This is a genomic window from Streptomyces sp. NBC_01264 (assembly GCF_026340675.1).
In the GTDB taxonomy this organism is placed as follows: Bacteria; Actinomycetota; Actinomycetes; order Streptomycetales; family Streptomycetaceae; genus Streptomyces.
In genome coordinates this window covers 5,200,235-5,226,145 of record NZ_JAPEOX010000001.1, presented here as the reverse complement: position 1 = coordinate 5,226,145, position 25,911 = coordinate 5,200,235, and the positions used below count along the sequence as shown (strand labels likewise).

The 25,911-nt window shown below is 71.2% G+C and carries 28 protein-coding genes and 3 pseudogenes; 22 read left to right on the top strand and 9 right to left on the bottom strand.

What is annotated here, in order from left to right:
* Positions 1–40: 40 nt before the first annotated feature.
* The 3 genes from OG435_RS24310 to OG435_RS24300 all read left to right on the top strand — a co-directional run bounded on the left by OG435_RS24310 (position 41) and on the right by OG435_RS24300 (position 1,662).
* On the top strand, positions 41–463 hold the full coding sequence (locus tag OG435_RS24310) for a CBS domain-containing protein (RefSeq protein ID WP_266879691.1): 423 nt from the start codon (positions 41–43) through the stop codon (positions 461–463).
* A gap of 49 nt (positions 464–512) precedes the next feature.
* Positions 513–827 carry an SCO5918 family protein gene (locus OG435_RS24305; RefSeq protein ID WP_266879689.1) on the top strand — a complete coding sequence of 105 codons (315 nt, stop codon included), beginning with the start codon at positions 513–515 and terminating at the stop codon, positions 825–827.
* Between the two features lie 274 nt (positions 828–1,101).
* Positions 1,102–1,662 carry a transposase gene (locus tag OG435_RS24300; protein ID WP_266879687.1) on the top strand — a complete coding sequence of 187 codons (561 nt, stop codon included), beginning with the start codon at positions 1,102–1,104 and terminating at the stop codon, positions 1,660–1,662.
* Here the strand turns inward: OG435_RS24300 and OG435_RS24295 are convergent.
* Positions 1,653–2,810 (bottom strand): IS30 family transposase, encoded by a 1,158-nt coding sequence (locus tag OG435_RS24295; protein ID WP_430625678.1) that lies wholly within the window; start codon positions 2,808–2,810, stop codon positions 1,653–1,655. The genes OG435_RS24300 and OG435_RS24295 overlap by 10 nt on opposite strands.
* Before the next feature lie 38 nt (positions 2,811–2,848).
* On the opposite strand from OG435_RS24295, the pseudogene OG435_RS24290 reads away from it, so the two are divergent.
* A pseudogene (locus OG435_RS24290) lies at positions 2,849–3,604 on the top strand (IS256 family transposase); the annotation flags it as partial.
* Positions 3,605–3,640: 36 nt separating this feature from the next.
* On the opposite strand, the pseudogene OG435_RS24285 reads toward OG435_RS24290, so the two are convergent.
* Positions 3,641–4,014, bottom strand: a pseudogene (locus OG435_RS24285) (ATP-binding protein); the annotation flags it as partial.
* A 723-nt stretch (positions 4,015–4,737) separates the two neighbouring features.
* Here OG435_RS24285 and OG435_RS24280 point away from each other — a divergent pair.
* A complete protein-coding gene (locus OG435_RS24280) occupies positions 4,738–5,076 on the top strand; it encodes a MerR family transcriptional regulator (protein WP_266879683.1) in 339 nt (112 codons plus the stop codon).
* Positions 5,077–5,147: 71 nt separating this feature from the next.
* Here OG435_RS24280 and OG435_RS24275 read toward each other — a convergent pair whose 3' ends face one another.
* A complete protein-coding gene (locus OG435_RS24275; RefSeq protein ID WP_266882030.1) occupies positions 5,148–6,356 on the bottom strand; it encodes a PP2C family protein-serine/threonine phosphatase in 1,209 nt (402 codons plus the stop codon).
* A 580-nt stretch (positions 6,357–6,936) separates the two neighbouring features.
* Between OG435_RS24275 and tsaD the strand changes: the two genes are divergently transcribed.
* The 3 genes from tsaD (at position 6,937) to OG435_RS24260 (ending at position 9,225) form a co-directional block, all read left to right on the top strand.
* Entirely contained in the window at positions 6,937–7,995 is a 1,059-nt protein-coding gene (tsaD, locus tag OG435_RS24270) for a tRNA (adenosine(37)-N6)-threonylcarbamoyltransferase complex transferase subunit TsaD (RefSeq protein ID WP_266882028.1), read from the top strand.
* Positions 7,996–8,231: 236 nt separating this feature from the next.
* A complete protein-coding gene (locus tag OG435_RS24265; RefSeq protein WP_266879681.1) occupies positions 8,232–8,891 on the top strand; it encodes an SMI1/KNR4 family protein in 660 nt (219 codons plus the stop codon).
* A 4-nt stretch (positions 8,892–8,895) separates the two neighbouring features.
* Positions 8,896–9,225: a hypothetical protein gene (locus OG435_RS24260; RefSeq protein WP_266879679.1), complete on the top strand. Its 330-nt coding sequence runs from the start codon at positions 8,896–8,898 to the stop codon at positions 9,223–9,225.
* A 105-nt stretch (positions 9,226–9,330) separates the two neighbouring features.
* Here OG435_RS24260 and OG435_RS24255 read toward each other — a convergent pair whose 3' ends face one another.
* Complete coding sequence (locus tag OG435_RS24255) at positions 9,331–10,317, bottom strand: hypothetical protein (protein WP_266879677.1); 987 nt, start codon at positions 10,315–10,317, stop codon at positions 9,331–9,333.
* Between the two features lie 204 nt (positions 10,318–10,521).
* On the opposite strand from OG435_RS24255, the gene OG435_RS24250 reads away from it, so the two are divergent.
* Positions 10,522–10,776 (top strand): hypothetical protein, encoded by a 255-nt coding sequence (locus tag OG435_RS24250; protein WP_266879675.1) that lies wholly within the window; start codon positions 10,522–10,524, stop codon positions 10,774–10,776.
* 194 nt (positions 10,777–10,970) lie between these two features.
* On the opposite strand, the gene OG435_RS24245 is transcribed toward OG435_RS24250, so the two are convergent.
* Positions 10,971–11,687, bottom strand: a complete 717-nt coding sequence (locus tag OG435_RS24245) for a DUF4232 domain-containing protein (RefSeq protein WP_266879673.1) — start codon at positions 11,685–11,687, stop codon at positions 10,971–10,973.
* Positions 11,688–12,009: 322 nt separating this feature from the next.
* Between OG435_RS24245 and OG435_RS24240 the strand changes: the two genes are divergently transcribed.
* The 5 genes from OG435_RS24240 to OG435_RS24220 all read left to right on the top strand — a co-directional run bounded on the left by OG435_RS24240 (position 12,010) and on the right by OG435_RS24220 (position 16,811).
* A complete protein-coding gene (locus tag OG435_RS24240) occupies positions 12,010–13,575 on the top strand; it encodes a helix-turn-helix domain-containing protein (RefSeq protein ID WP_266879672.1) in 1,566 nt (521 codons plus the stop codon).
* A gap of 485 nt (positions 13,576–14,060) precedes the next feature.
* On the top strand, positions 14,061–14,459 hold the full coding sequence (locus tag OG435_RS24235) for a hypothetical protein (RefSeq protein WP_266879671.1): 399 nt from the start codon (positions 14,061–14,063) through the stop codon (positions 14,457–14,459).
* Positions 14,460–14,488: 29 nt separating this feature from the next.
* Complete coding sequence (locus OG435_RS24230) at positions 14,489–15,817, top strand: hypothetical protein (RefSeq protein ID WP_266879670.1); 1,329 nt, start codon at positions 14,489–14,491, stop codon at positions 15,815–15,817.
* 29 nt (positions 15,818–15,846) lie between these two features.
* Positions 15,847–16,347 (top strand): hypothetical protein, encoded by a 501-nt coding sequence (locus tag OG435_RS24225; RefSeq protein ID WP_266879668.1) that lies wholly within the window; start codon positions 15,847–15,849, stop codon positions 16,345–16,347.
* Between the two features lie 2 nt (positions 16,348–16,349).
* Complete coding sequence (locus tag OG435_RS24220; RefSeq protein ID WP_266879666.1) at positions 16,350–16,811, top strand: hypothetical protein; 462 nt, start codon at positions 16,350–16,352, stop codon at positions 16,809–16,811.
* A gap of 117 nt (positions 16,812–16,928) precedes the next feature.
* Here OG435_RS24220 and OG435_RS24215 read toward each other — a convergent pair whose 3' ends face one another.
* Positions 16,929–17,972 (bottom strand): alcohol dehydrogenase catalytic domain-containing protein, encoded by a 1,044-nt coding sequence (locus OG435_RS24215; RefSeq protein WP_266879664.1) that lies wholly within the window; start codon positions 17,970–17,972, stop codon positions 16,929–16,931.
* A gap of 363 nt (positions 17,973–18,335) precedes the next feature.
* Here OG435_RS24215 and OG435_RS24210 point away from each other — a divergent pair, with 363 nt between their 5' ends.
* The 4 genes from OG435_RS24210 (at position 18,336) to OG435_RS24195 (ending at position 21,009) form a co-directional block, all read left to right on the top strand.
* The gene (locus OG435_RS24210; protein ID WP_266879662.1) at positions 18,336–19,379 is read left to right on the top strand and encodes a thymidylate synthase; all 1,044 of its coding nucleotides are present in this window, start codon (positions 18,336–18,338) and stop codon (positions 19,377–19,379) included.
* A gap of 12 nt (positions 19,380–19,391) precedes the next feature.
* A complete protein-coding gene (locus OG435_RS24205) occupies positions 19,392–20,138 on the top strand; it encodes a methyltransferase domain-containing protein (protein WP_266879660.1) in 747 nt (248 codons plus the stop codon).
* Entirely contained in the window at positions 20,135–20,644 is a 510-nt protein-coding gene (locus OG435_RS24200) for a nucleoside 2-deoxyribosyltransferase (protein WP_266879658.1), read from the top strand. Before OG435_RS24205 ends, OG435_RS24200 begins: the two co-directional genes overlap by 4 nt.
* A 164-nt stretch (positions 20,645–20,808) precedes the next feature.
* Complete coding sequence (locus OG435_RS24195) at positions 20,809–21,009, top strand: hypothetical protein (protein ID WP_266879656.1); 201 nt, start codon at positions 20,809–20,811, stop codon at positions 21,007–21,009.
* A gap of 63 nt (positions 21,010–21,072) precedes the next feature.
* Here OG435_RS24195 and OG435_RS24190 read toward each other — a convergent pair whose 3' ends face one another.
* Entirely contained in the window at positions 21,073–21,723 is a 651-nt protein-coding gene (locus tag OG435_RS24190) for a TetR/AcrR family transcriptional regulator (protein ID WP_266879654.1), read from the bottom strand.
* 116 nt (positions 21,724–21,839) lie between these two features.
* On the opposite strand from OG435_RS24190, the gene OG435_RS24185 reads away from it, so the two are divergent.
* Positions 21,840–22,541, top strand: coding sequence for a hypothetical protein (locus tag OG435_RS24185; RefSeq protein ID WP_266879652.1), 702 nt, complete (start codon positions 21,840–21,842; stop codon positions 22,539–22,541).
* A gap of 107 nt (positions 22,542–22,648) precedes the next feature.
* Here the strand turns inward: OG435_RS24185 and OG435_RS24180 are convergent, their stop codons facing one another.
* Positions 22,649–22,984 carry a YnfA family protein gene (locus OG435_RS24180; RefSeq protein WP_266879650.1) on the bottom strand — a complete coding sequence of 112 codons (336 nt, stop codon included), beginning with the start codon at positions 22,982–22,984 and terminating at the stop codon, positions 22,649–22,651.
* Between the two features lie 134 nt (positions 22,985–23,118).
* Between OG435_RS24180 and OG435_RS24175 the strand changes: the two genes are divergently transcribed.
* The 3 genes from OG435_RS24175 to OG435_RS24165 are packed head-to-tail and all read left to right on the top strand — an operon-like array spanning position 23,119 to position 25,717.
* Positions 23,119–23,703 carry a hypothetical protein gene (locus tag OG435_RS24175; protein ID WP_266879648.1) on the top strand — a complete coding sequence of 195 codons (585 nt, stop codon included), beginning with the start codon at positions 23,119–23,121 and terminating at the stop codon, positions 23,701–23,703.
* A gap of 53 nt (positions 23,704–23,756) precedes the next feature.
* The gene (locus OG435_RS24170; protein ID WP_266879646.1) at positions 23,757–24,914 is read left to right on the top strand and encodes a sensor histidine kinase; all 1,158 of its coding nucleotides are present in this window, start codon (positions 23,757–23,759) and stop codon (positions 24,912–24,914) included.
* Positions 24,915–24,964: 50 nt separating this feature from the next.
* Positions 24,965–25,717, top strand: a complete 753-nt coding sequence (locus OG435_RS24165; RefSeq protein WP_266879644.1) for a response regulator — start codon at positions 24,965–24,967, stop codon at positions 25,715–25,717.
* Here the strand turns inward: OG435_RS24165 and OG435_RS24160 are convergent.
* Positions 25,644–25,910 (bottom strand): annotated as a pseudogene (locus OG435_RS24160) (sigma factor); the annotation flags it as partial. The gene OG435_RS24165 and the pseudogene OG435_RS24160 overlap by 74 nt on opposite strands.
* Position 25,911: the final 1 nt, after the last annotated feature.

Here is a 25,911-nt window from a genome sequence, read left to right as displayed (position 1 = left end):
CTTGATCAGGAAACTGACCCATCTCTGCAGGAGGCAGATTTTGACGCTGGTCCAGATGCAGCCCCGCCCGGTGCATGCCCATGCCCATGCCGACCTCGTCCACCGGACGGTGAACGACGCCATGGAAGCGCCTGGTCCGCAGGTCTGCGACGACATGACCGTCGAGGTGGCCCTGGCCGTCATGGCCGGCTCCCGCACGGACCATCTCCTCGTCTGCGACGAGGACGGCCTGTGTATCGGGCTGGTCACCCAGCCCCAGCTCACCGCCCTCCGCCGGAGCGCGGTGTACACGGACCAGCTCCGTGTACGCGATGTCCTAGGCGACCGCGGGCCGTTCACCTCGCCCATGACCGCGATGGCCGAAGCCGAGCACGCGATGCGCTACCGCAAGCTCACCGCCCTGCCCGTCGTAGACGAGCACGGGACCGCCCTGGGCGTCCTCGCCCTCGCCCTCGCCCGCTGAACCGTCCCGGCTCGGCACGACCGTCCCCTTCTTCTCTCTGTGAGGCATCATGCGCTGTGTCATCGCCCGCTTCCCGTTCGACCTGACCAAGAGCGGCGTCCTGGAGTCCATGAAGGGCATCAAGCCCGAGCAAGTCATCGGCGAGTCCGTGATCATCGGCCGACGCACCTACCCCGTCAAGCAGGCCGGCCAGGTCATCACGCGCCAGGACCGCCGCGACTTCAGCGTCGGCGAAGTCCTCCGCGCCATGACCCAGCTCGGCTTCACCTGCCGCGGCAGCCTTCCCCGAACCGCAGTGGCCACGCGCATGATCAGCCCGCTCCAGCGGGCCTCCGCAATGCTCGGCACCCCCGTGACCGCCTGACCGGTGGGCCCGGCCCATGCCGCCGCCCGAACAGCGAAGAGGGCCCGACCGGCACACGCCGGTCGGGCCCTCTTCGCGCACCAAGTCCTGACCGCCAGGAATCCGGGCGGAGAAGCCCTGGACCGACTACCCGCCCGCGGGCTCGCGCCTATCCGCAGGTCCGACGCGGCAGGAGGGCGCGCGAGCGTGTCTGAAAGATCGTGTAAGTCCGTGATGTGGAAGCCTGGCCCGGGGCTCGGCCTCGGGCCTGTGGGCCAGGCGGATCGGACGAGTCATGGCAGACAAAAACGAAGCGGCCGCGTCCGTGGCCAGCGACAATACGGTCGACGAGGTGGTCGAGCGGCTGCTCGACAAAGCTGACGCCTCGGGGGCGGCCCTTCTCGGTGAGGGCGGGCTCCTGACCGAGAACACCAAGGCCGTCCTCGAGCGGGCTCTGGAAGCCGAGATGAGTGAACACCTCGGCTACGAGCGCGGAGATTCCGGAGGTCACGGGTCTGGGAACTCCCGCAACGGAACCTCGCCCAAGACGGTCCTGACCGATGCCGGAGCGGTCACTCTGGCGGTGCCGCGTGACCGAAACGGCAACTTCGAACCGAGGCTGGTCCCGAAGAACGCCCGCCGCCTCGCTGGGTTCAACGACCGGATCCTCTCGCTCTACGCTCGCGGGATGAGCGTGCGCGACATCCGCTCCCACCTCGCCCAGATCTACGGGATCGAGGTCAGCCCGGACCTGATCAGCAAGGTCACCGACGCCGTGATTGACGAGCTCGTGACCTGGCAGAACCGGCCTCTCGACGCGGGGGGGCTTCCACTGATCGTTGCGACTCAGCAGTAGGCGAGTTCTCTTGACCAGCGTCTCATGGCCTCGGCCGGTGTTCGGTCTCCGAGGACCAGACGGGGGCGCTCGTTGAGCTCACGTTCGACTTGCGCGAGGTCGCGGGCGGTGTAGTGGTAGAGGTTCGTGCCTTTCGGGAAGTACTCGCGGAGCAGTCCGTTTGTGTTCTCGTGGGTGCCTCGCTGCCAGGGCGAGTGGGGGTCGCAGAAGTAGATCCGGAATCCGGTGAGGTCCTCTATTTCCTCATGGTGGTAGAGCTCTCGGCCCTGGTCCCAGGTGAGCGTGCGCCGCAGCGAGGCGGGCCAGGCGGCGGTCTGGGCGACGAGCGCGTCGCGGACCTGCGGAGCTTTCCAGCCTTGGGGCAGGTGGATGAGCCGGACGTAGCGGGTGGCACGGTCGACCAGGGTGCCGATCGCGGAGGCCTGTGCCTTTCCGACGATGAGGTCGCCCTCCCAGTGCCCTGCTCGTTGTCTGGCCTCTGCCTCGCGGGGGCGGGTGTGGACCGGCCGCATGTTCGGGATGGCGTTCTTGGACGGTATGCCGCGGCGCTGCTTCTTGCGGCGGGAGCGCCGGGTCCTCAGCCGGGCGGTGCGCTTGTCCAGGAGTCCGCGGTAGAGGGCGCGGTAGATGGTCTCCGGGCAGGCGTTCATGTCGGTCTGGCCAGGATGGGTGCGGGCGAGGTGACGGGTGATCTGCTGCGGTGACCAGCGCTGCCCCAGCTTGTCGTTGACGAAAGCACGCAGTTCGTTGCTGGTCTGGAACTTCTCCTCTTTCGGGCGGCGTCGGCGCAGGATGGCCTGGTTGTGCGACCACCACGGGGAGTAGGCACCACCGGGGCAGCGGCCTCGGGAGATCTCCCGGTAGACGGTGGAGCGGTGCTTGCCGATCTCCTGGCTGATCTGCCCGGGAGTACGGCCGGCGAGCAGTCCTTCTGCGATCGCGATGCGGTCGTTTTGGGTGAGGTAGCGGTCGTCGATGGGCACATCGGGCAGGAGCATGCGTCCAGCCTTGATGAACCACAGCGAGCCAGCGCTGGTGGATACGCCCACCTGGCGGGCAGCGGCAGCCCCTTTCAGGCCACCTCTACGCAGTTCGAAGTACCTCTTCGGCACAGACAGCGGCAAACGGTTCGGCGGATGCCTCTGCATAGGACCGGCTCCTTTCAGGAGTCGCGACCACCGATGGAAACCGCCCGGTCTGGCCGATCATCTACATCGACGCGCTGTGGGTGAAAATCCGCTCTGGCTCGGTGACCTCGAAGCCGGTCTACCTGGCCGTGGGCGTCAACATGGACGGCCGTAAAGACGTCCTGGGCTTGTGGGTCGGCTCCGAGGGCGAGGGCGCCAGCACCTGGATGGCGGTCCTGTCCGAGCTGCGAAACCGGGGTATCGAGGACGTCTGCATCGTGGTCTGTGACGGGTTGAAGGGCCTGCCGGACGCGGTCACCGCGACCTGGCCCCAAACCACCGTCCAGACCTGCGTGATCCACCTGACGAGAGCCTCGCTCAGGCTCTCCTCGTCGCGGGACCACCCGAAGCTGGTCCCGGCCCTGAAGGCCATCTACACGGCCCCGACCGAGGCCGCGGCAGAGCAGGCCCTCGACGCCTTCGAGGACTCTGAGCTGGGCGAACGCTATCCGGCGATCGTCCGGACCTGGCGTTCAGCCTGGCCGGAGTTCACGCCCTACCTGGCGTTCCCGCCGGCCATAAGGACCGTGGTCTACTCAACGAACACGGTCGAATCCATGAACGCCCGGCTCCGCAAGGCCACCCGAAATCGTGGCCATTTCCCCTCGGAACAGGCCGCGTTGAAAGTCCTCTACCTCGCCGTCCGCGAGCAGATCAACCCGAAAGCGCGCGACGCGAACCACGTCGCCGCACACTGGAAAGAGGCACTGAACCAGTTCTCACTCTTCTTCGAGGACCGGCTCAGCATCCAATGACACCAGACGACTTACACAAAATCGCTGACACGCCCGGGCGCGTACGGTTTTCCCGCCCTCGGGCATGGGCGTGACGATCGTGGCGTGCGCGAGGTCGTTGACCATGTGCCAGCCGAACCCGCCGGTGCCGTCGACGAGGTCGGGGGTACGCATGCGTGGCGGATGGGGACTGGAGTCCTCGACGGCGACCTCGATGGTGTCGGGGTGCACGGCCAGCCGGAGCGTGTGGGCGCCGCCGCCGTGACGCAGGGCGTTGGTGACGAGCTCGGAGACGACCAGGATCAAGGTGTCGGCACCTTCCGGCTCGACGGCCGGCCGAGGGCTTCGAGGAATGTACGGGCGGCCTGGCGCGCCTCGGCGACGTCGGACAGGGGAGCAAGGGGTGTGCACTGGGCGCTCATCGTGGTCATCGCGCGCTCCGGGTCTGTTGTCGGTGTCCGGCCTTGCCTGCCCGGTCGTTGTGCCCTGACCCACGACTGTCCAACCTGAAGGGACCCGATTACCTCTGTGGCACGCACTCAAAAATCTATGCCGGTCGGAGTAGACATTGGGCGGTGGCATGGCTATGGTTTCTCTCGTAGCCCAGAGAGACAGCAGGGCCTGGCAGAGACGAACTGCCGGGCAGCAGTACCTGTAGGTGTAGTGATCAGCAGTGAAGTCAGTGAGCAGCACCTCGGTGAAGGCGTCGGCTGCGGGCGCGCGCACCGGGAAGTTCGGCAGTGGGGTTCCAAGCCAGAGCAGACGCACGACGGGCGACGGGGCTGGCTGCCGAAACGTGGCGCTCAGCCAGGCCACGAGCAGTACAAGCGGTACGCAGTAGAGCAGTGAGCAACATCGGCATTACGCAGTCCCCCGCTTGGTAAGCAGTTGATCACCGAGGGAAGAACGGAGGAGCTTAGCGCCATCAGGATCGCCCGGGCCGGCAGATCGAAGCCCGGGTACCGCAGGACATCGTTAGTGAGGTGGTCTCCGGTCAAGCAACCGCGATCCCCGCATCCCGATCACGCATGAGTCGGGTCCGCGGACACAGGAGGCCGGCGCAGTATGAGGGCCGGCAGATGGTGTAGTAGTTCCTTCGGGGCCCTGGTGCCATAGGCACCAGGGCCCCTCCACGCGTTCCAGAAAGAGGTTCAATGACAGCAGATGACTCGTTCGGCCGTCTCGACGACGACGACTACCCCGCCTACACCATGGGCCGGGCCGCAGCGATGCTCGGAACCACCCAGGGATTCCTCCGCGCCCTGGGCGAGGCCCGCCTCATCACCCCGCTCCGCTCGGACGGCGGTCACCGGCGCTACTCCCGCTACCAGCTGCGTATCGCCGCCCGCGCTCGCGAACTCGTCGACCAAGGCACCCCGATCGACGCCGCCTGCCGCATCATCATTCTCGAAGACCAACTCGAAGAAGCCCAACGCATCAACGCCGAATACCGCCGCGCCAGCGAATCCTCCGCTCCACCCGCCTCGGCCTGAGGTGATCGCGCCCGTCGGCATCGGCGGGCAGACGATCGTCTCGGCCCGCGGCTTGGACGCTGGACGGAGTGCTACTCGGGCGGCGAGGCTTCTGCGAGGTCCGCCCCGGCGTCAGCGCTGCGCGTGGCCTGGTGCGTACCTCGCCAGTCCAAGCACATGACCGTCGCGTCGTCCTGGAGACGTCCGTCATGAGCGCGCAAAACCTCTGCGACCAGGGCGCGGGCGGCCTCACGTGGGTGGAGATCGCCTGTGCTCACGATCAGGGAGAACAGGTCGACATCAACGGCGCGGCGCTCCAGCATGCCGTCGGTAAGCATCACGAGCCGGTCACCCGGCCGCAGGTCCAGCAGCTGCACCCGGTAATCGGTACGTGGCCTGACCCCAAAAGGCAGATCCACTTGGGGAACCAATTCCTCAACCTTTCCCTGCCTCAGGCGCAGCGGCCAGGGGTGCCCCGCGTTGACGAACTCGGTGGACCCGTCGAGCAGGCTGACGCGCAGCAGCTGTCCGGTGACGAAGCCCCGCCTGCCGTCGGCCACGATCGCCTGGTTGGCCTCGACAGCCTGTTCTTCGAGATCGGCCCCGGCACGTCGCGCCCTGCGCAGGGCGCCCACGGCCAGGGTGGCGAGAAGCGCGGCTTCCACGTCATGGCCCATGGCATCGGTGACGGAGAGCTGCATGGTGTCGCGGTCGACGACGTAGTCGAAGGTGTCACCGCCGACGTACGTCGCCGGTTCCAGTGCTCCCGCGACCGTGAACTGGGCCGCCTCACATGCCAGTGAGGCGGGGAGGAGCCGGTGCTGGATCTCGGCCGCCAGGTTCAGGGGACGGGTACGGCGGCCCCATTGATAGACATCGGTGAAGGACCGGTTGGCGATGACGATGTAAGCCAGGGCGTGCGCGGTCGCGGCGATCTGCCTCATCCCGTCGTCATCGGGATGGTCCGGCAGGAACAATTCGAGCAGGCCGATGGCGTCACCGCGGTTGGTGACGGGCGCCACCACCCTGACCAGACCGCCGCCCTCCAGCTGGACGGCAGGCCGTTGTGTGCGCAATACGTCCGCGTAGAGGGTGCCCGGCAGAGCGACGCGCTCAAAGGGCTCACCGGCCTCGACGTAGTCGGCGGCCCCGAGCCGCACCACGGACGAACCGCTGAAGTCCACGATCAGGAACGTGACCGCAGCAGCGTTCAGGCAGTCCCTGAGCATCCGGGCGACGACATCCAGCGACTCGACCGGGGAGGCGGATTCCGCTGCCGCGAGCGTGTCCGCTAGATCCATCTGCGCAGGCCGCTCACCGCCGCCGAGCCCCTGACCGGCGCCCGTATCTGGCTCCTCCGTCGGGGGCATGGTTGCTCCTCTCCTCCTCCGACACCATGGGAAGTCGGCCGCTCCCGGGACCTGCTCCCCGTCGCTCTTCCCGAAGCACCCGAAGCCCACACCCGGCACTGATCCGGACTACCCGCTGGGCCGGCCATTCCCAACCCTGCACGAGGACCCGCACGCCAGTAGGCCGCTACGACCCGTGCAGGCCGTGCTGCCGAGCTGCTTCACCCGAACAGCGGGCAGCGGCCCGCGTACTCGGGGAGCGTCGTCGCCATCGCGGCCTGGGAGCCACGGTCCGGCCACAGGCGTAGCGCGCACGCCCGGAGCGCTCTGCGGACTCCTACGAACAGGAGCCCGTCGGGCCCTTTCTCCGCGCACCAGTCCAGGTGCCGCTTGTGCACCCGAGCCGGCACAACGGCGCTCGTCGTCGCCCCGCCTCGATACCGGCGGCCGTACCGGGGTCGATGCGGCTACCTTATTGCACATAATTTGCAACTACTGGCCATGCGCGAAAGGGGCTCCCGTGGGCTCTCCTGTGGTACTGGGCATCGAGTCGTCATGTGACGAGACCGGTGCCGGGATCGTGTCCGGCGGGCGGCTGCTCGCGCACGTGGTGGCGTCGAGCATGGACGAGCACGCGCGGTTCGGCGGGGTCGTGCCGGAGATCGCCGCCCGCGCCCACCTCCAGGCCTTCAACCCGGTCGTGCGCGAGGCCCTGGACCAGGCGGGGCTGCGGATCTCGGACATCGATGCCGTCGCGGTCACCACCGGACCGGGCCTCTCCGGTGCCCTGCAAGTGGGCCTGGCCGGGGCGAAGACCCTGGCCTACGCGGCCGGCGTCCCGCTGTACGGGGTGCACCACCTCGCCGGGCACGTCGCCGCCGACACCCTGGAGCACGGACCGCTCCCCAATCCCTGCATGGTGCTGATCGTCTCGGGCGGCCACACCTCGCTGCTCTTCGTACGGGACCTCGTGCGCGACCCGATCCTGCACCTCGGCGACACCGTCGACGACGCCGCCGGGGAGTGCTTCGACAAGGTGGCCCGCGTCTTCGGACTGCCCTATCCCGGCGGGCCCGCCATCGACCGGGCCGCGCGCACGGGCAACGGCTGTGCGGTGGCGTTCCCCCGCCCGCTCACCCGTCCGGGTGATGCGCCTTACGCCTTCTCCTTCTCCGGCCTCAAGACCGCCGCCGCCCGCTGGGCCGAGCAGCACCGCATCCGCGGCGAGGAGATCCCCCTCGCGGACGGCGCCGCCTCCCTCCAGGAGGCCGTGGCCGACGTACTGACCCGCAAGGCCCTGGCCGCCTGCAAGGAGTACGAGGTGCGCACCCTTGTCGTGGTGGGCGGGGTGGCCGCCAACTCGCGGGTACGGACCCTGGCGGAGGAGCGGTGCGCGGCCGCGGGCGTGGAGTTGCGCGTGCCGCCGCTGACCCTGTGCACCGACAACGGGGCGATGATCGCCGCCGTCGGCGACCTCCTGGTCCAGGCGGGCTCGGCTCCCGCGCAGCTCGACGTCTCCATCGATCCGTCGGCGCCGCTGGAGTACGCGGCCCTGCACCCCGTCGCCCGAACCGCCGCGAGAGTCGCATGACCGGCAGGGTGAGGCGGGTGTCGGGGGCGGAACTGCTGCCCGGTTGCCGAGGTCCCCCGGTGAGGCAAGCCCGACCTCGCCCTTCAGCGCGGAGAACGGCGGACACCACCAGGCCCCAGGGCATCTGCAACCGCAGGCTCTGGGGCGGGTTTCCGCAGTTCGAGCACCATGCGAAGCGTTGCTTCACACTGGAATATCGCATGCCGGTGCGGTGCAGGGCTCTCTAGCATGATCCCGTGAGCGGCGACGTGTGGGCGGGAGTGCGGGATCGGGTGCTTCGGCTTGCCGAACACCCCGAGGCGGACCAGGTTTTCGGGGCGCAGGGGCACGGCTTTCGCCTTGGTCCGGTCATGGGCGAGGGGCAGCTCCGCGCGCTGGAAGCGGACTTGGGTGTCGGTCTGCCTGAGCAGTATCGGAGTTTTCTGCTCCGTGTCGGGAGCGGGGGAGCCGGCCCTCACTACGGGCTGATGACACCGGTCTTGAGCGACGGTGCGTGGCAGTGGCTCGGTATCGGGCTTCGTTACGCGGCCCAGTCCACTACCGCCGAGTTCGCCGGACGGCCCTTCGTGGCCGAGGCACTGCGGCAGGAGCTGGCCGTGCTTGAGACGCGTGAGCCCGTGAAGGAGGCCTTTGAGGCCGATGATGCATTCCGTCTCGCGTACGCGGCCTGGGACGCACGCTACGAGGAACTGCACGACGCGCAGGAGGCGGGGGCGGTGTTCCTCAGCGAGCAAGGATGCGGCTACACGTCGCTGATGGTGATGACGGGCCCGCACCGAGGTGCCATCTGGGAGGATCTGAGACCGATGGACCGAGGAATCGAGCCGACCGGGCAAGACTTCGCGCACTGGTACCGAAGCTGGCTCGAGCGCACCGAGCGGCGGCTCGAGACCTGACAGGATGAGGACGATGCAGTACTGCGAACGCCATGAAATGCACAACTGCGCAGACGGCGCTCCGTGCGCACCCCATGGCAGCGCACCCGCCACCAGCGAATGGGACGGGTGGTCGGCAGCCTCGATCATCATCCACGCCAGCGGCAAGGCCCACCTTCCGGGCTGCACGCACATCGTCCCGGCCGACATCCGTCCACCCCGATACGGCTGGGTGCTCGCCCCCTCACCCGGAGCATGGCGTCGTCTCACCGCCTCCAGCCCGCTCCGCGCCACCCACGGCAACACCGAGCGGGCGGCCGTGAGCCGCTGCGAGAGCTGCGACGCGCAGCAATGACGCGCAGCAATGACGCGCAGCAATAGGGAGACTCTTCGGTACGCGGACCTCGGCCCCCGAGGGACCTGCCCTTCTCAGCGGATCAGCTGTGCACCTTGACGGCGGCTAGCTCGCGAGGGCCTTGAACAGGCCTCGGATCTCTTCCCCGTCCGCGATCACCGGCAAGGTGTCGAAGGAGAGCTCCCACTCGCCCTTCGGGCCGATGCGCTCGACCATCCCGAAGGGGATGCCGGTGGCGTCGGGGGTGGTCATCGTGCCGTGCCACTCGATGTAGGTGGTGGTGCGGCCGAAGGCGACCTGGCCCGCCTTGAACTCGACGTCCGCGTTCTCGAACAGCCGGTGGAGGTAGGCGGTCTTGCCCACCTGCGTGGTCAGCGACCGGTTCAGGCCGGGCCCGGCCAGCTTGGCGTTGCCGGTACGGGCGGCCAGCGCGCCGGCGTCCCCGCTGTTCCAGGCGGCGAGGCGGGCAGGGATCTCCTGGGCGTGGAACCGGTCGGGGGCCGCTCCGCGCGGGCCGGGGCCGGCCGGGTCGGCGATGCCGGCGAAGAGGGGGCGGGGCCGCTGAGACTCGGGCAAGACCCGGAACAGCTCGTAGCGGTCGTAGTAGCGGCGGGCCTGGATGGTCTTGCCGTCGTCGCCGAGGACGTTGCGGGCGATCTGCGGGTAGCTGACCTTCTGGCCCTTGAGGGTGACCGTGTTCTGCTGGCCGAACATCATCACGGCGCCGTCGGCGACCACGTTCGTGCCGCGGTAGCGGAGGTCCGGCACAAGGCGGAGCGAGTTGCCGATCGAGGCTCCGATCACTTCGTGGCCGCGCTGGGGCTTGCCGCCGGCCTCCCAGAGGCTGGCCTCCTCGTCGAAGATGTCCAGGTAGGTCTGGACGCTGGGGGCCTCGCCGAAGGCGATCTGCCGCTTCATGAAGGCGCAGGCGTTCGGGGTGATCCGCCCTTCGAGCCGGTCCACCTTCTCGCGGACCTCGGCGCACTCGCCGCCCTCGGCGGTGGCGGTGGCCGGCGCGGCACCGATGGTGAGGCCTGCGAGGAGGGTGGCCGCCGCGAATGCTCCGGTGCGCGTGTAGCGCCGTATGGTCATGTCGTTCCCCGTTCGTGATCGCGTGCTCGCTTGATCGCTTGGATGGATCAAGGTTCTTCGAGGGCGCCGGGGAAGACGATTACCTCAGGGGTCATGGCGGGCAGTTGACCGTGCGGATGACGACCGACCACGGATGACAGGCACTGGCACGGACCGGATTCGCCCTGCAAGCCATGGCACTCCGCAGGGAAAGGCCGCCATCACGTGCCCGTCGACCAGCGATCCTGGGAAGCCGCGGTCCGCCATCTCTTCGAGGACGCGAACCCCTACGACGCCACGGGCCCGCGCCGCCACGGGGACTGGGTCCTCGATGTCATCGCGCTGATGGAGGGGGTCCCCGACCCGCAGGGCTGGTCCGCTCTCGACGATGGGGCGCAAGGCCGGTACGAGCAGTCCCCCACGTACCACTTCCCGGCCCACCCTCCGGAGTTCATCGCACCTGGGGATACAGCCCGCTGAGCGTCTACTCCGAGGACTACGGCCTGATCGTCGTCTCGGACACCGAAGTCGGCATGTTCTGGAACTTCGCCGACTACTGATCCGGCTGCCGGCTCCTGCCCAGGATGCCCCCGTGCTCACCCGTGCCGTTCCATCTGCAGGGGCCCCACTCACATGTCCGTGAAGCCCCTCGAACACGACCGCCGGAGGGCCGGTCAGAAGGCGGTCAGGGCGTCGCGGGTGTTGGTGCGGTACAGGCCGACCTTCGGGTTGGCGACGCTGCCCGGCTTGGCCAGCTTGAGGCTGACGCCGTCGGCGTTCGACATGTGCTCGCTGTCGGCCAGGATGTTGATCTCGTCGGCCACGGGGCCGTTGCCACCCGACGGGTTGAGGTTCACGGCCGCGTACGCGGTGGCGCCGGGGCGGACCGGGTACGCCGGGGCGCCGCCCAGACCGCCGGGGGCGGTGGCCTGGAGACCGAGCGCTTCGCCCTTGGCGCTGAAGCCGACGGTGGGGAAGTAGTCCAGACCGCAGGAGGTGGAACCGTTGTTGGTCACGGTGATGACGCGGACGGTGGCCGGAGTGCCCGCCGGGGACGTGACCTTGACGGTCAGGTTCCGCGCCGAGCAGGGGTGGGTGTAGGCGTAGGAGTCACCGGTGGTGTCCCCCGTGGCCTTGCCGCCCGAACCGGCCTTCGCCGGGGTGGCGGTGGCCGTTCCGGTTCCGGTGGCCTTGCCGGAGGAAGGGGCGGCGGCGCCCTCCCCGGACGGCGTCACGGTCCCGGTCGAGACCGGCTGGTCCGCGCTCTTGGCCCCGGCGGGGTTCGTGGTCGGCCCGCCGGCGCTGTCGGCGCCGCCGCAGGCGGTCAGGGCCAGAGCGAGGCCGGCGGTGACGGTGGCCAGGGCGGTGGTGCGGAGTCGGTAGGTACGCATGAGGAACTCTCCGTGTGGGTGCGGTCGTCAGACGGAGGCTTTTGCTTCCCGCCTGACGAGACGTTGGGTTGGGTCGGGCTCGGTTGCGCTGGTATTCCGATCGGCTGTTGACCGCAAGCGGATGAGGGCGGCCGGTGGGGCGGGTGGGGACCCTGCCGTGGCGACCGCCGGATCCGACCGGCTGATGACGCAACTCTGGGGCCGGTTTCGTTCCAGTGGCGTCCGGACCGGGATAGTAGGAACCCTGGAACGCTCCCGACCCCTCTCACCTGGGCGATCGGGCGAGCCTGGAACGTGCTTCCGGGATGAGGGGGAGGGTGGAATGGCCACGGAGACGGAGCGGTTCGCGGATCTGATGCGCGGATTCAAGGAGCGCTCGGGGCGGAGCTACGGCACGCTCGCGAAGCGTCTGCACTCCAGCAACTCGACGCTGCACCGCTATTGCAGCGGCGCGGCGGTGCCCACGGAGTACGCCCCGGTGGAGCGGTTCGCCCGAGTCTGCGGTGCCTCGGCGGACGAGCTGCTCGCGCTGCACCAGCAGTGGCTGCTGGCGCTGGTGGAGCGGCGGCGGGCAGCGACGGAAGGGCCGGCCTCGGGGGCGGGAGCGGCCTCGGGCGCGGGATCGGCGAACTCCGCGGCGCCGCAGGGCGTTGACGCCGCCCCGGAGGCGCCGCCCGCATCGGCGGTGGTGGCTGGGGAAGCCGGGGCGACTTCGGAGGTCCGGCCGCAAGCGGAGACCGACCCTGCACCCGCACCGGCCCCGGCGTCCGCAGCCGCCCCGGTGCCCGGACCTGCAGGTGCGGAGGCACCCGTCCCGGCGTCTGCCCCCGACCCTGCACCGGCAGCGGCAGCGGCAGCGGCAGCGGCAGCGGCACCGGCGGCGGAGGCACCCGCCGACGCCCCCGCCGTCCTCGTCCAGCCGGGCCCCGCGCGGGCTTCCGTACCGAGGGCCCGGCGTCATCGGTTGCTGCTCGCCGTTGCGGCCGCCGTGGCCACCGCCGCGGTGGCGGGGACCGCCGCCGCCGTCTCCGCCATGGGAGACGCGGGTCACGGGGACACGCGCCGCGGCGCCGCCCAGCCGTCCTCACCCGGGCGGGCGGCGGCGGGCCCGGCCCTGCCGTCCGGCGGGGCGTCGTCACCCACGCCCGCAGCCGATTCCGCATCCCCGTCCGGCCCGGGACCGTCGTCCCCCTCGGTGGCGTCCGCGTCCGCCTCGGCAGCGTCCCCGCCCGCCTCGCAGGGCACCGCCAAGGAGGGGGCCTCCCCCACCGCCCCGTTCACGGTCAACGTCCTGCCGGACAACTGGGACAGCCCCTGCGACCAGTGGTTCGCCCTGAACAAGGCACCCGGCACGGTCCCCCCGCCGCCCGCCGGGCAGGCGACCGAGGGGTGGGCCCGGGCCCTGGACGCCGTCCCGGCGGGGCACCTGCGCATGCAGCTGACCGTCCAGGGCACCGAGGGCAAGGCCGCGGTCCTGCACGCGCTGTACGTCCGTGTCGTGAGCGGCCGCAAGGCTCCCGGCTGGAACGCGTACACCATGGGCTCCGGCTGCGGCGGCGCGCTGGTGCCGGCGAACTTCGCCGTGGACCTGGACGACGCCTCGCCGAGGGCCAGGCCCCTACCCGGCAAGGAGGGCGAGCGGCCGACGGCCTCGACCAACTTCCCTTACAAGGTCTCCGCCACCGAACCCCAGGTGCTGAACATCGACGCCGCCACGCTCGGTCAGGACGTCAGCTGGTACCTGGAACTGGCCTGGAGCAGTGGCGACCGCAAGGGCACCACCCGCATCGACGACCACGGCCGCCCGTTCCGCACGGTCGCCCAGAACACCGGCCACAGCTACTGGTACAACGCGAACAACAACGCCTGGCTGCCGTACACGGAGTGAAGGGCCGGGCCGGGCGCGGCGCCTCGATGTGGGCCGGGTGGGGGCGGCCCTCCTGGATGACTCCTCCGGAGCTGACGACCCCGTCCGGCGCCCAGAGGATGTCCCGCGCCGCGAGGAGGTCGGCGGTGGCCGGTTCGTCGAGTTGGTTGTTGGCCGGGCCCGCGACGTCGTCGGCGCAGCGCAGCGCAGCGACGGCACGGTGCGGGCGGTCAGCAGGCCGCCGAGCGATTCGATCGCGTCGCCGAGGTCGTGGAGCAACGCCGTACGACGTGCACCACCTCGTGCGAAGGGTTTGGGACACCGGGGGACTGGGCTTGCTCACGTGGGTGGAGGGGGATCGGGTGGAGGGGGTATGGACGGTCTGTGTCCCCTATTCCGTTCGGTACCAAGGGGGTTGCAGAGCCGGACGACACTCGTCCTATGATCGGATTCAGCCGACACGGGGGGGCGCCATGGCCGAGGATTCGGCTCAGGAGTGGGGGCGTGTGCCCACGGGAGGCGCGGACCAGCAGGTGCGTACGCAGGTGAACGGCATCCCGCCGGAGCCGTCCGGACCGGGCGGCGGGCCACCGGACTTCGCTTCCACGCCGGCGCAGAAGAACGCGGCGGCCGGCACCATCGAGAACGAGCTGGAGCCCCACACCAAGAAGGCCGCGGAGCACGCGGACGGCTCCACCGACTCCGCGCACAAGGGCTTCGACGGCTGGGAGACCGCCGCCGGTCTGAAGACGGTCGCGGACACGTGGGACCAGCAGGTGAGAGCCCTGATGGGCCGTCTGGCCGCCGAGAAGAACGCGCTGCGCGGCGCCTCGGGCCTCTTCGTGCGCAATGACACCGGCGTGGGTGACCAGCTCCTGTCCCAGTCCAAACTGAACAACCTGTAAGGGCTGCGGTGCTGACCTACCACGAAGTCATGACCACGGACCTGGGCCTGCTGACGACGGCCGCCTCCCAGTGGGAGGAAATGGCCGGTGAGTTGCACAAGGTCGAGATCCGCTACGGCGACACCGTCCAGAAGATCACCATGGGCCAGGGCTGGGCCGGCGTGAGCGCCGGCGCCGCCCGGACGAAGTTCGCGGCCACCCGGTACGAGTACTCCGCGGCCCAGAGCCAGGCCAAGGCGATCGCGAGCCTGCTGCGGGACGCCCACGCCAAGTTCACCGAGCTCAAGCAGAAGCTCGAGAGCGCCCGCGACGACGCGATAGCCGCCGGCATGACCGTGTCCGAGCAGGGGCGCGTCGGCTTCGACTACGCCAGGCTCACACCCGCCGAGCGCAGCGCGTACCACCACGATCCCGACGGTCAGACCATCATTCGCGAGTCCGTCGCGGCATGGCAGCAGCACATCGACGACCGCGTGAAGGTCGTTTCCGAGGCCGACCAGAGCGTCAGGACCGCCTTGAGCGCCGCCGTGGTCGACAGCAACAGGGATGCCTTCGGCAAGGGCGACGACGCCACCTTCAACGGGTTCAACGCCCACCCCGAGGGGGACCTGGCGAAGGCCGGGGCGCCCAAGGGGGACGAGTCCGCGACGAGGACCGACGGATGGACGTCCGAGGGCTCGGCGTCGGCGAAGGGGCCCGGGGCCGAGTTCAAGGTCACCGGACCCAAGTACGGCAAGGAGGGCTCGGTCAAGGCCGCCGCCGACCTCTTCCACCTCAACGCCCAGGGGTCGACGACCAACGGGGACTGGAAGCTCTCCGGGATCGCCGACGCCTACGGGGGCGCCCGGGCCAGCGCGAACTTCGGTTTCACCGACGCGGGCCTGAACGCCAAGGCCGAGGCGTCCGCAGGACTGCGCGGGCTCGCCGAGGGGCGGGTCGAGTACGGCCCCTACGCCGGCGTCTACGGGCGGGCCGAGGGCTTCGCCGGCGCGGAGGCGAGCGCCGGCCTCAAGGCGGGCAAGGACGGCGTCGTGGTCAACGCGAAGGCGTTCGCCGGGGCGAAGGCCTCCGTCGCCGGAGGCGGCGAGGTCGCCGGCATCGGCTTCGGCGCCACGGCCGAGGGGTGGGCCGGTCCCGGTGCGGAGGCCAAGTGGGGCTTCGAGAAGAACGACGACGGCGTGTACAAGATCGGCGGCAAGGTGGGGCTCTCCCCCGCCCTGGGCGGCTCCGTGGGTCTCGAGTTCACGGTCGACCCGGACAAGGTGGCCCAGAGCGTCGGCGACGCGGCCGACGCGGTGGGCGACGCGGTCGGGGACGGGGTCGACGCGCTCGGCAAGGCCGCCGACTGGGTCTTCTGATCTACTTCCCTGCGTGAGGAGGGCCCACGATGCCCATGACACTGCCGATCCCGATCGAGTTCCGCCTGCCGGAAGGCTGGCTGCCGGCCGCGCCCCCGGACGGCGTCGACGTCCCCGGGGTGTCCTTCGCCGCGGTGCACGCACACCCGGACCACGGGTTCACCGCCAACATCACCGTCGCCGGCGAGGTCCCGCAGGAGTCGGCGACCCTGGCCGAACTCGCCGACGAGTCGGCGCTGCGCCTGCGCGAGGCCGCCCGGCCGGTCGTGGTGGCCCACCGCCGCGAGGTCGGGACCGCGGACGCGCCCGCCCTGACCCAGCGGCTGATCTTCTCGGCCGTCGTGGGCGACGTACGGCACGACCTCGTCCAGTCCCAGGTGTTCCTGACCTTCCCGGATGACCGGGACCCGCGCAGGCGGGCGGTGATCCGGCTGGCCCTGACCGCCACGGCGGCCCAGCACGACGAGGTCCTGGGGGACTTCCAGGAGTTCGTGCGCACGGTTCGCCCGGACACCGGGGCGGGGGCGTAGGCATGGGTCTCCTCGACAACTACTTCGGCACCCGGCATCCCGACGGGGGTGTCGCACCGCGTACGCCCCTGGAGGTCCGGTCGGCGCTCCTCGCGCTCAACGGGCCGGGCGTCCCCTTCGCCGTGCGCAACGGGACCCCGAAGGAGGGCGACCTGGTGGCCGAGTGCCGGCTCCCGCTGCTGCGCGTGCGGCTCTGGACCCGCATGCGCCTGGACGCGGCGAAGCACGAGGTGCGGGCCGTCGACGAGCAATGGGAGGTCTCGCTGAGCGAGCACGTCCTCGGGCAGCGCTCCCGCGGGCCGGCGAACGCGGTGTACCGGGTGTGGGGGAAGGAGACGGGGCCCGACGGGCGCGAGCGCAGGGTCGAGACGCTCCGCTTCGAGACCCGGGAGATGAAGGACCCCCTGCGCCAGGCGGTCCTCGACGCCGGCTGGAGCTGGCGCGGAGTGCTGTTCCGGCTCTGACCGGGAGGGCCGGCCCGAGGGGTCGGCGGCCGCATACGGGCGGCTGCCCCGAGCGGTCCGCGACCGCACCCGGGCGGCTGCCCCGAGCAGTCGGCGGCCGCACCCCGGCGGCTGCCTTCAGGGAGTGACGACCAGGCGTCCCGTGACCTCCCCCGCGGCGAGCCGGGTCAGGGCCTCGTTGACCTGGTCCAGGGGGTACTCGGCTTCCACGTGCCCGCGGATGAGGCCCGCTTCGGCCATCCGCATCACGGTGTGCGCGTCGGCGAGGGTGGCGCCGACGGAGCCGCGGATCTCGGTCTCCCGTACGACCACGTCGAGGACGTCGAGGGTCGCGGGCCTGCCCGTGTAGCCGACCAGGACGACGCGGCCGCGGGTTCCCGTCATGCGTACGGCCTGGCCGGGGGTGTGCGCGTTGCCGACCGTGTCGACCACCACGTCGCAGCCGGCCCCCGACCCCGCCGCGGCCGTCGCGGCGTGGACGGCGGCCACCGGGTCGCCCGCCAGCGGGTCGATCACGGTGTGGGCCCCGTACCGGCGGGCCTGTTCCCGGCTCGGGGCGTGGGGGTCGACGGCGATGACGCGGGCCCCGTCGGCGACGGCGACCTGGACGACGGCGAGGCCGACCCCACCCGCGCCGATGACCACGAGGGTCTCGCCGGGAGCGGTACGGGCCACGGACCGGACGACGCGTACGGCGGTCGTTCCCGAGCAGCCGAGGACGGCGGCCTCGGCGAAGGAGACCGTGTCCGCGATCGGCACGAGGGAGCCGGCGCCCGCCAGGTAGTACTCGCACAGTCCGCCGTCGGAGTCGAAGCCGACCTTGGCCGCGGGGGCCGGGCAGAGGTTCTCCGAGCCGTCCGCGCACCAGGTGCAGTGGCCGCAGCCCTCGTAGTAGTACGCGAGGACCCGGTCGCCCGGACGGGCATCGACACCCGGGCCGATCTCGGCGATCTCGCCGGCGATCTCGTGGCCCAGGACGATGGGCAGCGGCGGGGTGACCGCGGAGCCCTCGGCCAGGTGGAGGTCGGTGTGGCACAGGCCGGCCGCCCTGACCCGGATCAGGGCCTGGCCGGGGCCGGGGACGGGCCGGATCCTGGTTTCGATCTCGAGGGGCTTGCCCAGGGCCCGGAGCACCGCTGCCGACATCTCACCGCTGGCCATGGGGACCTCCAGGAACCGTCCGCCCGGCCGCCGAGGGTTCGGCGGCCTCCGGCGCAAGATCGTCACACAGTCACAGCGCCGTCAATGCCGGATATCGGCTCCGGGTAGCCGAATTGACGTTTCTCTCGCCCTTGACCTGCGGTGATGCCCTGCATCCGGATCAGCGGTTCACCCGGTGGACGGACGGCATCCGGGACGCCGGGCCGGGGACCGGTTCTGCCATCCGGGTTAGTCGAACGCTTCCGACCTGCGGCGATGCCCGCTCGTCCGTCGAGGCGCGGATTCCGTCGGACGGGAAGAACCGGGGCAGGGGCCGCTACGTTCCGTCGCAGTGGATCACCGTCGTCGGCAGAGAGCGACCCCGTGGACTTCGACACCTTTCACCAGGCCTACCCGCGCATGCTGCGGTGGCTGATCGAGGAGCCCGCCTATCGCAACGCCCCCCGCGGCTACGCCAGCCGCGAGCAGCTCGGCGTCCGGTTCCGGCTCGCGCGGGCGGACCAGCGGGTGCCCCTCGTCCCCGCCCGGCGCCTGAACATCGTCTTCAACTTCGCCGAGGCCCTGTGGTACTTGGCCGGGCGGGACGACCTGGACTTCATCGGGTACTACGCGCCCAGCATCCGCAAGTACTCCGCCGACGGGCACCGGTTGACGGGCACCGCCTACGGTCGCGCCCTGTTCGGAGCCTCCGAGGGGAGGCCGGACCAGTGGCCGGCCGTCGTGGAGACGCTCCGGGACGACCCGGACTCCAAGCGGGCCGTCATCCAGATCTTCCGCGGCGAGGAGCTCCAGGTCGCGGGGAATCCGGACGTCTCCTGCACCCTCGGCCTGCAGTTCCTGCTGCGCGAAGGCGCCCTGCACGGCGTGGGGTTCATGCGGGCCAACGACGTCTACCGCGGGATGACCAGCGACGTCTTCTCCTTCACCTTCCTCCAGGAGATGCTCGCCCGCGAACTCGGCGTCCCCCTCGGCTCGTACGTCCACCAGGTCGGCTCCCTGCACCTCTACGACCCCGACCACGCCCGGGCCCTGGAGGTCCTCGCCGATCCGGCCGCCGACGAGCCCCCGGCGCGGGAGTTCCCCGCCATGCCGGAGGGCGACAACTGGCCCTACGTACGCGAGGTCCTGGCCGTCGAGGAGCAGCTGCGCACCGGCCGGCACCGGCTCGCCGCCGATCCGCGCACCCACGGGCTGCCCGAGTACTGGACCCAGGTCCTGGTCCTCTTCGAGGTCCACCGCCGCATCCGCGGCAAGGAGCACGTCGGCGAGGAGCAGCTGACGCTCCTGTGGCCGCTCTACCGCCGTCTGGTCGAGGAGCGCTGGCCGAGCGTCTCCCCCGCGTCGGTCGCCTCACCCGTCCCCGCCGTTCCGATCTCGGTTCCCGTCGCCGTTCCCGCCGCAGGCTGAAAGGCCCCCGCCATGACGACCAGCACCCACTGGCAGTCCACCCCGTCGATCGCCGACGGCTTCGACGCCTACGACGACCTCCCCGAGCGCCTCATCGGCTACCCTGCCGTCTTCCGCGCCCTCGGCATCGGCACCCCCTCCGTGCGCACGGTCCTGGACTACGGCTGCGGCCCCGGCAAGGTCGCCACCCGCGTCACCGAGACCTGCGACGACGTCCGGGTCGTGGCCGCCGACATCTCCCCCCGCATGCTGGAGATCGCCCGGGCCCTGCGTCCGCACCCCCGCATCGAGTACCGGCAGATCGACAGCGGCAAGCTGACCTTCCTCGCCGACGACTCGATCGACGCGGCCATGTCCTGCTACGTCTTCATCAACGTCGGCGAAGTCCCGGTCCTCCACGAGATCGCCGCCGAGGTCCACCGCGTCCTGCGTCCCGGCGGGCGCTACGCGGTGCTCGACACCAACCCCGCCACCACGGGCGTCCGCTTCGCCACCTTCCGCAGCGGCGAACCCGGCCGCACCTACGCCCCCGGCGAGCGCCGCCAGGTCCTCCTGGACCAGCCCGGCGGCGGCGAGCCGCTGGAGCTCATCGACCACCACTGGCCCCGCCGGACCTACCTCGACGTCCTGACCGAGGCCGGCTTCACCGACCTCACCGTCGAGGAACCCCTCCTCACCGACCCCTCGGCCCTGCCCGGACCGAACCCGGCCGAGACCGCCCACCCGCCGTTCCACATCATCACGGGAGTCAAGAAGTGACCACCACGACCGCAGCCCCCACCGCCACCGCAGCCGGCCGGCAGACCCGCAGCGTCTTCCTCGGCGGCCCCTTCAAGGCCCTCGTCGACGCGAACGGCGCCATGAACACCGAGGCCCGCACCCGCTTCGAGACGCTCATCGAGCGCCTGGAGGCCGAGGACTACCAGGTCTACAACGCCCACCGCCGCGAGTCCTGGGGCGCGAAGTTCCTCACCCCCGACGAGTGCACCCGCCTGGACTACGACGAGATCTCCGCGAGCACGGTCTTCGTCGCCTTCCCCGGCCACCCTGCCTCCCCCGGCACCCACATCGAGATCGGCTGGGCCTCGGCCCTCGGGAAGCCGATCGTGCTCCTCCTCGAAGACGGAGTGGACTACGCCTTCCTCGTCCGTGGCCTCCACACCGTCGCCGACGTCACCTACCTCACCATCGGCGACACGGAGTCCCTCGCGGACGAGGTCATCGCCACCGTGAACCGACTGGCCCGGACCGGCGCGGAGGCTTAACGGATCCTGCGGACCCTGCGGGCCGGGAGGGCGTCACCCGCACGTCCGCCTGCCCGACCGCCCGCACGTCACGCCCCGCGTCCGAAATGATGCAGATTGTGCATCTTCCTGTCAGCGTGATGGGCGGGGAATCCCCCTCCCACGCAATCGAGAGGAACCGCGTCATGGGCGGTACACAGGGCAAGCACCAGGAGCCGGGCAAGGACCGCGAGGCGCAGGAGCACCATCGCGCCGGCGACCCCGCGCACCCCCAGCCGGGCAAGGCGTCCCGCGAGCAGGGACAGAAGAAGAACCAGAAGGAGAGCTCGCGCCGGCGCGAGGACGACCTGCTGCGCGAGGAAGACCTGCACGACGAGACGCTCTGAACGACGTGCCTCGGTGGCCTGGTCGCGACTTTCGACCAGGCCACTCGCCCCTGCCCGGCGGGCTCAGGTGTCGGCGTCGCGGCGCCGGTCGGGGGTGAGGAGGTAGGCGGTCGCCATGTCGGCGAGCTCGTCGGCGTACCGGCGCCTGGCCGCTTCGCCGGTGGCGGCGTCGGGGCGTACGGAGTTGTGGAAGCAGGCGCCGAGGAGGGCGCGGGCCGCGGTGTCGAGTGCCTGCTGGGGCCGGGAGCGGCGGATCTGGCCGGCGTACGGGGCCGCCGCTTCGAGCAGGAGGCGGTGGAGTTCGGTGATGGTGCGGGCCCCGCGGTCCAGGGACCTGGTCCCGCGCGTGCGCAGCAGCTCGGGGAAGAGGCTGCTGTGGTCGGCGAAGGACTGCAGCAGGGCGTGCGCGTAGGCGTCCATGACGCCCGGGAGGGAGGGCTCGGCCGCGCGCAGTCGCTCGGCCACGTACTCCTCGCGGCGTTCCAGCATCCGCTCGGTCAGGGCGCTGATCAGCTGTTCTTTGTCCTCGAAGCGGCGATAGATCGTCCCGACGGCGACGCCGGCGCGCTGTGCGACACCGGCGATGGTCATCTCCTCCAGGCCGGAATCGGAGGCGATCTCCTCGGCCGCCCGCAGCACACGGGCCAGGGTCGCGGCGCTACGGGCCTGCTGGGGCTCCCGGTAGGCCGCCGGGCGCTCCGGCTCCATGGTCATGTCCCGCATGGTATCCGCGCCGCTCCGAGCAGGACCTTTGACAACTGGTGCCCCCTTGGGCGTAACCTCGAGATGTGAATGCGAATTCGCATTCACATCCTATCGGAGGTTCCACCATGATCGACAACCAGACCTCTCAGCCCGCCGGGGTCACCGTGACGCTCGAGGCCGGACCCTCCGGCGCCGGGAGCATCGACGACTTCGAGCTCTTCTACGCCCGCCGCGCCGTGGACCGCTTCCGGACGCTGCTGGGCCGCCAGGGGCTCCTCGACCTCCTGGCCGCGGACATCGAGGCGGGCAATGCCGTCCTGCGCGAGAGCGCCCGCACCTCGGACGGTGCCTTCAAGGGCGGCACCACCGTGCTGGCGACGAAGGGGCTGACCTCGGGCGAGTTCCTGGCCTGGATGGACAAGGCGTTCGCGGGGGACGAGCGCGTGCTCCTCGCGGCGCACCCCGAGCACTACGTGATGGGCACCGATGAGATCGGCGCGCGCGTGGTGGAGAACATCGGCCCGCACATCGCCGACTTCTACATGGGCGGCTGGGGCACCGACGCGCTGGACTGGGCCAAGGACGCGGCCGAGCTCCTCCCGGAATCGGAGTTCCCCCGCAAGATGTCCTCGAACCTCTTCCTGGCCGACGGCACCGTCGTCGGGCGGGCGCTGATCCAGTTCGGCGACACGGCCGACGGCTTCACCGCGAACCTGTCGGTCTACTTCCCCGTCACCTGCCCGGACGAGGTCCTGGACCACCACCTGCGGCACTACGCCGTCGAGTTCCGGAACTGGATCGTCGCGGCCGCCGCCGCCCGCGCCTGACCGCCCCGGGTGCCCGCGTCCGACCGTTCCGACCGTTCCGGCCGGGCGCCGGGCCGCCCCGGCGGGTGATCGCGGCGTCAGTGGGTGCGGCGTCAGTGGGTGCGGCGTCAGTGGGTGCGGGGCGCGTACATGATCACGGCCATGCCGGCGAGGCAGACCAGTGCGCCGATGACGTCGTAGCGGTCGGGGCGGTAGCCGTCGGCGACCATGCCCCAGGCGATGGATCCGGCGACGAAGACGCCGCCGTACGCGGCGAGGATGCGGCCGAAGTTCCCGTCGGACTGGAAGGTCGCCACCACCCCGTACAGGCCCAGCGCGATGACGCCCGCGCCGATCCAGAACCAGCCCTTGTGTTCGCGGATGCCCTGCCAGACCAGCCAGGCGCCGCCGATCTCGAAGAGGGCGGCGACGGCGAACAGGGCGAGGGATCGGGCGACGGTCATGTCTGCGACCCTAGGCCGTCTCCCGGAGAGCCGCCGGGGAAGGGGCGGCGTCGGACCTGGGGCCGATGCGGGCCCTCGGGGAGTGGACCGTGCTCCGATGCGGTGGGGTGTGCGCGGGCGGGATCGTTCGGGGCATGACGACGACACCGAGCAGGTCCTCCGTACGTGACACCACACGTGACACCGCACGTGACACCGCCGGGCCGGCGAGGCCGCCGCTGCTGCCCGTCGACTGGTCCGGGTTTCCCGGGCGTTGGGTGGGCGGCGTCTCCCTGGTCGCCGGGCCGGTGCTGCTCTGCGCGGGGGTGCTCCTGAGACTGCCGTTCCACTTCTTCTACCCCGAGCAGCTCGCCGCCCGCGTCGAGCACCCCCTCCTGATCTCGGTCTCCTACGGTGCCTTCGCCGCCGGGACCGTCCTGCTCTGGCCCGCCCTGGCCGTACTCGCCTCCCGCATCGGCCGCCGCGCACCCGGGCCGGCCCTGTGGGGCGGGGTCTTCGCCGTCCTCGGGCTCTTCGCCCGGACCTTCCACGCCGGCGTGGACCACCTCGCCTTCCAGCTCGCCGGACGGCAGGGCGCGGAAGCCGCGGCCCGGTTCGTCGGCGAGACGTTCACCGTGCTGCGCGACGGCCCGGCGCCCGGCCGGGCCACGGTCCTGCGCTGGAGCCTGGCGATCACCGTCACGCTGATCCTCATGCCCCTGATCGGGCGGGCCGGTTGACGCACATGAGGGGGTATCCGATGGGCACGCGGGGCGCGCTGTACGGTCGGGGCATGGGTGCCCAACGGGGGCTGCGGGACCGTCATCTGCTCACGCTCGACCTGGTGACCGCGCTGCTCATCACCGCCGTGTACGTCGGCTTCACGCGGATGCCGGGCGACGGGGCGCAGCCCGCCTACACCGGGCCGGCGTGGGCCGGTGTGCTCGTGGCCGCGGCGATCGGCCTCCCGGTCGCGGTGCGCCGGCTGTGGCCCGTACCGGCAGCGGCGACGGCCCTCGCCGGAGCCTGTGCCGCCACCCTGCTGGACGTCACGCACGAGCCGTGGACCGCGGTCGGCCTCCTCCTCTACACGGTCGCCCTCAGCGGTCCCCCGCGGCGCTCGGTGCCGGTGCTCGCCGCCTCGCTCGCCCTCGCGGCGGCCGCGGTGCTCACCGGGGAGGCCCTGGTCACACCGGCCGAGACCGGGAGCGGGGCGGCCGGGGTCGCCGCCATCGTCTGGCTGGTCCTCGGCGGCGGCTGGGCGGCGGGCTTCGTCGTACGCACGCGCCGGGCCCGGCAGGCCGAGCTCGCAGCCCGGCGGACCGAGCAGGCCATCGCCGAAGAACGGCTGCGTATCGCCCGGGAGTTGCACGACATCGTGTCGCACAGCCTCAGCCTGATCGCGGTCAAGGCCGGGGTCGCCGGACATGTGGCCCAGCGCCGCCCGGAGGAGGCCGTGGACGCGCTGCGCGTCATCGAGCGCACGAGCCGGGCCGCCATGACCGAGATGCGCCGCACCCTGGGCGTGCTTCGCACCGACACCGCGGCGGTCGCCCCGCTGGACCCGACGCCAGGCCTCGACGCGCTCGGCCTGCTGGCCGAGCAGGCCCGACAGGCGGGTGTGGAGGTCGACTTGAGTGTCCACGTGCCCGACGGCGGTCTGCCCGACGGCGGTCTGCCCGCGGGAATCGCCCTGGCCGTGCACCGGATCGTCCAGGAGTCCCTCACCAACGCGGTGAAGCACGCGGCGCCCGCACGCTGCCTGGTCCGGGTCGAGGCCGACCCGCACGAGGTGCGGATCGATGTCACGGACGACGGGGTACCGGGCCCGGGGCCCGACCGCGAACGGCCGGGCGGCCACGGGCACGGACACGGGCACGGCCTGGTCGGGATGCGGGAGCGGGCGATCATGTACGGCGGAACGTTCAGCGCGGGCCCGCGCCCCGGCTGAGGCTTCGCGGTCTCCGCCCGGCTGCCGCAGGACGGCATGAGGAGGACCGTATGACGGCGAACACGGACGCGGACACGGACGCGGGCACGGACACGGACGCCGACGTCGGCACGGCCCCGGACGCGACCCGGGCGCTCGTCGTCGACGACCAGGTGCTGCTGCGCGGCTCCTTCCGGATCCTCGTCGAGAACGAACCCGGCCTCACCGCCGTCGGAGAGGCGGGCAACGGGGCGGAGGCCGTCGAACTCGCGCGCCTGCACCGGCCGGACGTGGTCCTGATGGACGTCCGGATGCCGGTCATGGACGGGATCGAGGCGACCCGGCGGATCTGCGGCTCCCCCGAGACGGCCGGCGTCAGGGTGCTGATCCTGACCACGTTCGACCTCGACGAGTACGTCTACGCGGCCCTGCGGGCCGGAGCCGCGGGTTTCCTCCTCAAGGACGCCCCGCCCGCGGAAGTCCTGGCCGCCATCCAGGTGGTCGCCGCGGGCGACTCCCTGTTGGCTCCGTCGGTGACGCGCCGCCTCATCGAGGAGTTCGCCCGCCGCCCCGACCCGTACCCGCCCCCCGGTCCGGGCCACGGTCCCGCACCGCTGGCCGGGGTGACGGGCCGGGAGCGCGAGGTCCTGGAACTGATCGCACGCGGCCTGTCCAACGACGAGATCACGGCGCGGCTGCACCTGAGCATGGGCACGGTGAAGACCCACATCGGCCGCCTGCTGTCCAAACTGGCGGCCAGGCGCCGGTGCTGCGTTCGCGGCGGACCTGCGCCGAGCGCAGCCGGTCGAGACACAGGTGGGTGACGACCTTTGTCAGCCATGCTTCCGGCACCCTGATCCGCTCCCGGTCGGCGGCCTGCCAGTGCAGGAACGCGTCCTGCACCGCGTCCTGGGCGTCGACGGCGGAGCCCAGCAGGCGGTAGGCCAGCGCGGCCAGCCGGTTGCGGGAGGCCTCGAAGCGGCTGGTGTCGAACCGGTCCCCGGCTACGTGGTCCATG

Coding starts and splice junctions, on each gene's coding strand:
- OG435_RS24175 (WP_266879648.1), top strand. CDS start 23,119: ATGACGACGACACCGAGCAGGTCCTCCGTACGTGACACCACACGTGAC.
- OG435_RS24190 (WP_266879654.1), bottom strand. CDS start 21,723: ATGACCATGGAGCCGGAGCGCCCGGCGGCCTACCGGGAGCCCCAGCAG.
- OG435_RS24170 (WP_266879646.1), top strand. CDS start 23,757: ATGGGTGCCCAACGGGGGCTGCGGGACCGTCATCTGCTCACGCTCGAC.
- OG435_RS24245 (WP_266879673.1), bottom strand. CDS start 11,687: ATGCGTACCTACCGACTCCGCACCACCGCCCTGGCCACCGTCACCGCC.
- OG435_RS24205 (WP_266879660.1), top strand. CDS start 19,392: ATGACGACCAGCACCCACTGGCAGTCCACCCCGTCGATCGCCGACGGC.
- OG435_RS24300 (WP_266879687.1), top strand. CDS start 1,102: ATGGCAGACAAAAACGAAGCGGCCGCGTCCGTGGCCAGCGACAATACG.
- OG435_RS24305 (WP_266879689.1), top strand. CDS start 513: ATGCGCTGTGTCATCGCCCGCTTCCCGTTCGACCTGACCAAGAGCGGC.
- OG435_RS24280 (WP_266879683.1), top strand. CDS start 4,738: ATGACAGCAGATGACTCGTTCGGCCGTCTCGACGACGACGACTACCCC.
- OG435_RS24185 (WP_266879652.1), top strand. CDS start 21,840: ATGATCGACAACCAGACCTCTCAGCCCGCCGGGGTCACCGTGACGCTC.
- OG435_RS24180 (WP_266879650.1), bottom strand. CDS start 22,984: ATGACCGTCGCCCGATCCCTCGCCCTGTTCGCCGTCGCCGCCCTCTTC.
- OG435_RS24295 (WP_430625678.1), bottom strand. CDS start 2,810: ATGCAGAGGCATCCGCCGAACCGTTTGCCGCTGTCTGTGCCGAAGAGG.
- OG435_RS24240 (WP_266879672.1), top strand. CDS start 12,010: ATGGCCACGGAGACGGAGCGGTTCGCGGATCTGATGCGCGGATTCAAG.
- OG435_RS24215 (WP_266879664.1), bottom strand. CDS start 17,972: ATGGCCAGCGGTGAGATGTCGGCAGCGGTGCTCCGGGCCCTGGGCAAG.
- OG435_RS24275 (WP_266882030.1), bottom strand. CDS start 6,356: ATGGATCTAGCGGACACGCTCGCGGCAGCGGAATCCGCCTCCCCGGTC.
- OG435_RS24255 (WP_266879677.1), bottom strand. CDS start 10,317: ATGACCATACGGCGCTACACGCGCACCGGAGCATTCGCGGCGGCCACC.
- OG435_RS24225 (WP_266879668.1), top strand. CDS start 15,847: ATGCCCATGACACTGCCGATCCCGATCGAGTTCCGCCTGCCGGAAGGC.
- OG435_RS24230 (WP_266879670.1), top strand. CDS start 14,489: ATGACCACGGACCTGGGCCTGCTGACGACGGCCGCCTCCCAGTGGGAG.
- OG435_RS24165 (WP_266879644.1), top strand. CDS start 24,965: ATGACGGCGAACACGGACGCGGACACGGACGCGGGCACGGACACGGAC.
- OG435_RS24195 (WP_266879656.1), top strand. CDS start 20,809: ATGGGCGGTACACAGGGCAAGCACCAGGAGCCGGGCAAGGACCGCGAG.
- OG435_RS24260 (WP_266879679.1), top strand. CDS start 8,896: ATGAGGACGATGCAGTACTGCGAACGCCATGAAATGCACAACTGCGCA.
- OG435_RS24220 (WP_266879666.1), top strand. CDS start 16,350: ATGGGTCTCCTCGACAACTACTTCGGCACCCGGCATCCCGACGGGGGT.